This window comes from Alteromonas sp. AO-Serp, from assembly GCF_017849675.1.
Lineage (GTDB): Bacteria > Pseudomonadota > Gammaproteobacteria > Enterobacterales > Alteromonadaceae > Alteromonas > Alteromonas macleodii.
This window is the reverse complement of record NZ_JAFLMX010000304.1, coordinates 21,765-27,804: the sequence shown is the minus strand read 5'-3', so window position 1 is coordinate 27,804 and position 6,040 is coordinate 21,765. Positions and strand designations below refer to the sequence as shown.

The following is a 6,040-nucleotide window of genomic DNA, read 5'->3' as shown; positions in this document are numbered from 1 at the left end:
GAGACAGTCTTAGCCGATAGGCCCAACTCGTCAGCAACATCAAAGCGGGATTTATTCATCGCTATAGCAATAAATATCTCGAATTCACGTTTGGTTAATTTGGCAGCAATGTCCACATTGGTATCGAGAAGTTGATTGGCTAAATTTACCGCCAGGCCTCGCTCAATATACTTTTGCCCTTTTGCGACGACCTTAATTGCCGAGATCAATATTTCAGGCGAACTACTTTTACTGATGTACCCCATAGCACCGGTCTGCATGGCGCGGTGCAATATGACGCTGTCTTCGAACATACTGAAAAAGATAATTTTTAAATCTGGATGTCGCTTCAAAAAAATCTTGGCTAAAACAAGGCCACTTTCATTTGAAAGGTTTATGTCTAGGATTAAGATCTCAATGTCACTACTGGCTAATAAACGATGGGTTTGTGCACCGTTTTCAGCATCAAAAATACGGCAATCGGGCATCATCGCATTGAGTAAAGCTTTGTATCCTTCACGCACCACAGCGTGGTCGTCGACAATTAGAATATTCATGCGACGTTAGCGTCCATAAGAGGAGGCATTTTTTTAAGGGTAAGGGACAGCGATACAGCAACGCCGCCATCATCGGGTGACGTCACACTGCAATTTGCTCCTATACAACGTGCTCGGCTGCGCATTGAAGACATGCCAATATTTTCTACAATGTGGTTCCCTAATCCCCGACCGTTGTCTTTAACCATCACAGAAACACGATGAGTATCGCCATAAATTTGAATGCTAACCTTGGTGGCCTTCGCATGCTTAATCACGTTGTTAATGGCTTCTTGAGCAAATCGGTAAAGATGAATATCTCGCTCATTATCTTCTTGATAGCGCTTTAGATTAATAGACACGTCCCACTGCGTATCGGGCTGTGCTACTTCTTGTTCGTACACCAGTCGCTCAAGCGACGACTGAAGAGAGACTCTATCTAAAACAAGCGGGTGTAGGTGAGCAGTGAGTTTTCTAATTGCATCGCTTATTTGATGTGACATCACTTGAACCTTCTGCGCCGACAGTTCAACAACAGATCTCTCTTTTGCGTTAACCAAAATATAAGCGTGGGCTTTTATCGTGGTCAGCAACTGCCCCACATTATCGTGAAGCTCTCTGGCAAGGTAATTACGCTCTTGCTCTTGAAGAAGCGCTAATTGCTTATCTATTTTTATGAGCTGCTTTTCTTTTGATTTAAGTGCATTTTGCAGATGCTTAAATTGGTCTAATACCCTGTTCATTTCGGTGATATCTGAATGTGGCAGGGGCTGTGATTCCTTGCCTTCTCGTAGCTCAGATAACGCGTCAGCGAGCTGATTTAGCGGCACTAACCTTTGCTTAACCGCCACTTTTAACGTAAACAGCAACAGGACAAAGGTTGCGAAAAACAGTCCCGCCACCAAGGCAAAAAAAGTGAGATTCTGGGTGAGTTCAGTAGCATCAAAAGGCGTAACAATAAGATACTGATTTTCCTGAATTGGGATGATAACAGGTGTGAGTGCAGTACGTTCGGTTGTCGGCATCACTGAGGTCTGCTCTGCCTGAAGGCGCCCCGTGAAATAATGGGCGGATAAGTGAGGGCTAGGCTCTACAATCGCTTCGATATCAGCAACAGGGATATTGAGGTTGACCATTTCTCGCACTTGATTAAGCGCGCCCGTCATCTCTTCCTCAATGTTATCTTGTATGTGGAAGTAGACCAGACAGGTAAAAACCAAAAAGCAGCCAATGAATACGGCCACTATAGCTGTAGATATTTTCGTAAAACCTGACATAACCGCCCCTGCAAGCCTTTTATTACAGGGTTATGCTATACAGGCTGCGTTAAAAAGCACATCCTGCAATAGGGGCGAATTCATCCTACCAAGGTAGGATGAATTCTGTTTTGAGCGATGTTTTATTTGGTAAGAACTTAGACAGTCTACACTTATCGGTAAGCCTGTTTCTCTGTGCTACTAGCTTCCCAGTCGACTGCTGAATTGGCCTACTGCATCAACGACTTCTTTTGCACCGTCTTGAATTTGTTCGATAACTTCACCCGCCTCTCTGGCGTAGTTGAGCCCTGATTGCGCCTTTTCATCACCTTCATTAACCAAATTTACTGCGTCGGTGGCCAATGTCTGGTTGTGTTTAACCACATTGATGATTTCTTCTGTGGCTTCGGTTGTACGCGATGCTAACTGACGCACCTCGTCAGCAACTACAGCGAAACCTCGCCCCTGATCGCCAGCACGTGCCGCCTCAATCGCAGCATTTAGAGCAAGCAAGTTGGTTTGTTCGGCAATAGCACTGATACTTCCGATAATAGTGGCAATTTGTTGAGACTGAGCGTCCAACGCATTAATCCCCTCTTTTGCCCTATCCATTTGCTGCGACAACGAAGACATTTCAGAAAGCAGTTCGCTAATGACTTCCTTTCCTCGTGTGGCGATTTGATCCGTTGTGTTTGAAGAACGGTAGGCGATATCAGCAGCACTGGACACGGCATTTTCTCGTGCCACCTGCTCAGTAATATCAGTAGCCAGCTTAACTACTTTATACATACGACCGTGAGAATCACAAATCGGGTTATAGGTGGCTTCCAGCCAAATAGTGTTGCCGTGAGCGTCGAAGCGTTCGAATCTACCTGCGACGAATTCACCCTGAGCAAGTCGTTCCCAAAACGTTTTATATTCGCGGGAATTCGCATACTCGGTATCACAGAAGATTCTATGATGCTGACCTTTAATGTCATTAAGGCTGTACTTAACGGTTTTTAGGAAAGCTTCGTTTGCGTCTTGAATATTGCCGTTCAAATCGAATTCAATCGCTGCATTTGACTTATGTAGTGCGGCCACCAAATCTTCGTGTTCTTTCGAGTTGGCTATAGTGCGCGTGAGGTCGTTGAGGTTAACTGAGAATTTGTGAATATTCCCTTTTCCGTCAAAAATAGGTTCAACTACGCCCCTTAACCACGCTTCTTCACCATTTTCACGAAGAAACTCAATCGCCCCCCAGTAATGAACACGCTGCTCGATAGAATCTTTCAGCTTTTTAAAGTGAGGCGTGTTTCTGGCAATCTCGGGAACAAATTCAAAGAAGCGATGCCCTTTCACTTGAGAGAGTGAGTAACCTAGCTCTTTCTCGAACATCTCGTTGACGGCTTCAATTTCACCACGCTCATTAAGATTCAGAAAGATCATTTCTTCGCGCAAGCCATCTCGCACTTGCTTGAGTATATGTAGCTCCTCGCGAAGCGCTTCGTTTTCTTTCACTAAGTGTTTATTGAACATAGGGCCTTCCCTGACAGAGAATTACAGTAATATGCCGTTTATCGGCAGTAACTAACCTTGCCTTAACGATAATTTGATTAATCTACGCAAGGTTTAGCAAACGGTTCGCTAGACAATGTCTTTTTAACTAGGGCCTGTCGGCCTAATTTATTAAAGCCTAGACCACATTCAGCCACTTGTATTAATGCGTGGCGAGTTTTTCGACGCTGCTGCGCTATTTTTTACATATTTACCCTGCAAAAGACAGTAGATAAACGTCTAATTTTTTAGTCGAGAAATTTTGAATGGTATTGAGTAACTTTATCTGTAAGCCAATTTGTAAATACCTGAAAGCGTGCTTGAGAATGAGTTTCTTTGTGTGTGGCCAGCCAGAATGTACGCTTAATGTGAATCTCGTTTTCAATGAGTCGAACTAAGCCTGGCTGAGTTTCAGCCATAAATTTAGGCAAAATGCCCACCCCTGCGCCATTTACAAGCATTTGATACTGCGCATTAATACTGGTGCTGCGCAGCGCGCTTAATTGTGACAAAGCTGTCTCTTCAATGAACTTTAATTGAGGAGCGTAAACCAAATCGGGCACGTAACTCACTAAATTGAAGGCGGTGAGCTCTTGTAATGTTCGTGGTTCGTTGTCGCTGATAAGGGACTGGTGGGTATAAAGATAGAGGTTATAGTCAGTTAATTTTTGTGTAACCAGCAAGCCTTTACTGGGCTTTTCTAACAAGATAGCCATATCGGCTTCTCGTTTGTTCAGGTTTAAAAAGCCGCTGGTTGCCACAAGCTCAATACTGATCCCCGGATACTGCTTTTTAAAATCGGGTAGTAAAGGCGCTAAAAACCAGCTACCGAAACCTTCAGAAACACTCACTCTGATCGTACCTGCCAAATGCGAGCGTTCATCACCTAATTCATTTTGTGCCTCTAGAAAGTAATGCTCTGCTTTTTCAATATACGTAACTAGCTCACTGCCATGGGTGGTAAGCACATACCCCTTTTTAGTTAGCTCGAACAACTTGCAATTTAATGAGTCCTCCAGTTTTTTTACACGACGAATTAATGTCGTAGGGTCTACCTTCAAGCCTTTAGCTGCAATAGCTACACGACCATTTCTTGCCAAACCAAGAAACAAACGCATGTCGTCCCAATTCACTTAAACACCTGCATTTTTACAGCACTATACTGCAAGTATATGTATTGCCTTTGCAAACACAAGGTTTCAATATTGTTAAAAATTACAGGAGCTATGTCATGAGAAAGATTGTTCACTTTATTGCAGGTAAAGATTTTGAGGATAGCAGCGAAAATACCGCGTCGGTATTTGCGCCCAACACAGGTGACGTTCAGGCTGAAGTAAGCTTGGCTAACACTTCAACTTTGGCCTATGCAATTGAAACAGCCCAAGCTGCACAGGTTGAGTGGGCAGCAACAAATCCTCAACGACGCGCTCGTGTTATGTTCAAGTTTAAAGAGTTGGTTGAAGCAAACCGCGATCGCTTAGCGGCACTATTATCAAGCGAGCACGGTAAAGTGTTGGTTGATGCGCAAGGTGATATTCAGCGTGGCCTTGAAGTTATCGAGTTTGCCTGTGGTATCCCTCATGCGCAAAAAGGTGAATATACCGAAGGCGCAGGCCCAGGAATCGATGTGTACTCCATGCGCCAAGCTCTTGGTGTAGTGGCAGGTATTACGCCATTTAACTTCCCGGCCATGATCCCAATGTGGATGTTCGGTGTGGCAATTGCCTGCGGTAACGCGTTCATTTTAAAGCCATCAGAGCGCGATCCGTCAGTACCTGTTGAACTGGCAAAGCTTATGATTGAAGCAGGCCTTCCTGCAGGTGTACTTAACGTTGTACACGGTAACAAAGAAGTGGTTGATGGTATTTTAGATCATCAAACTATTAAAGCAGTGAGCTTTGTAGGCTCTTCTGACATCGCTAACTACGTGTACGAACGTGGCGCTCGTGCTGGTAAGCGCGTTCAAGCCATGGGCGGCGCGAAAAACCACGGCATTGTAATGCCTGATGCAGATCTAGATCAGGTGGTAACCGACTTAGTTGGTGCTGCATACGGCAGTGCCGGTGAACGCTGTATGGCGCTACCGGTTGTCGTCCCAGTGGGCGATGAAACTGCTGAGAAACTGAAAGCCAAGCTTATTCCGGCGATTAAAGACATTATGGTAAGTCATAGTGAAGATCCTAACGCTCATTATGGCCCTGTGGTTACTGCTGCTCACAAAGAGCGCGTTGAAGGCTATATCGACCTTTGCATAGAAGAAGGTGCTGAGCTTGTTTACGACGGCAGAACCAGTCAGATCCCAGACGACAGTCAAGGCTACTTCATCGGCCCAACGTTCTTCGACCACGTGACCAAAGACATGCGCTCATACCAAGAGGAGATTTTTGGTCCAGTGCTTCAAATGGTACGCGCGAAAGATTTCAACGAAGCAGTTAACTTAGCAAGTGACCACCAATACGGTAATGGCGTTGCTATGTACACCCGTAACGGCCATGCGGCGCGCGAATTTGCGCAACGTGTAAACGTGGGCATGGTAGGGATTAATGTACCTATTCCTGTGCCAGTTGCTTACCACACCTTTGGGGGCTGGAAGCGCTCTGCATTTGGTGATACCAACCAGCACGGTATGGAAGGGGTGAAATTCTGGACCAAGGTTAAGACCATTACGCAGCGCTGGCCTGATGGCTCAGATACGAACGACAACGCCTTTGTTATTCCAACCATGGGCTAAGT

The 6,040-nt window shown here is 45.1% G+C and carries 5 protein-coding genes; 1 reads left to right on the top strand and 4 read right to left on the bottom strand.

From position 1 onward, the window contains the following. From QVA83_RS19685 to QVA83_RS19670, 4 genes are all read right to left on the bottom strand, one after another. Positions 1-536: response regulator (locus tag QVA83_RS19685; RefSeq protein WP_287498840.1), on the bottom strand; the 536-nt coding region annotated here is incomplete at its 3' end. Beyond that, a complete protein-coding gene (locus QVA83_RS19680) occupies positions 533-1,792 on the bottom strand; it encodes a sensor histidine kinase (protein ID WP_069944935.1) in 1,260 nt (419 codons plus the stop codon). The genes QVA83_RS19685 and QVA83_RS19680, both read right to left, overlap by 4 nt. Before the next feature lie 180 nt (positions 1,793-1,972). After that, a complete protein-coding gene (locus QVA83_RS19675) occupies positions 1,973-3,289 on the bottom strand; it encodes a methyl-accepting chemotaxis protein (protein WP_014950687.1) in 1,317 nt (438 codons plus the stop codon). A 266-nt stretch (positions 3,290-3,555) separates the two neighbouring features. After that, positions 3,556-4,440, bottom strand: a complete 885-nt coding sequence (locus tag QVA83_RS19670) for a LysR family transcriptional regulator (RefSeq protein WP_014977377.1) — start codon at positions 4,438-4,440, stop codon at positions 3,556-3,558. Positions 4,441-4,538: 98 nt separating this feature from the next. On the opposite strand from QVA83_RS19670, the gene QVA83_RS19665 reads away from it, so the two are divergent. Further along, a complete protein-coding gene (locus tag QVA83_RS19665) occupies positions 4,539-6,038 on the top strand; it encodes a CoA-acylating methylmalonate-semialdehyde dehydrogenase (RefSeq protein ID WP_014977378.1) in 1,500 nt (499 codons plus the stop codon). Positions 6,039-6,040 lie beyond the last annotated feature (2 nt).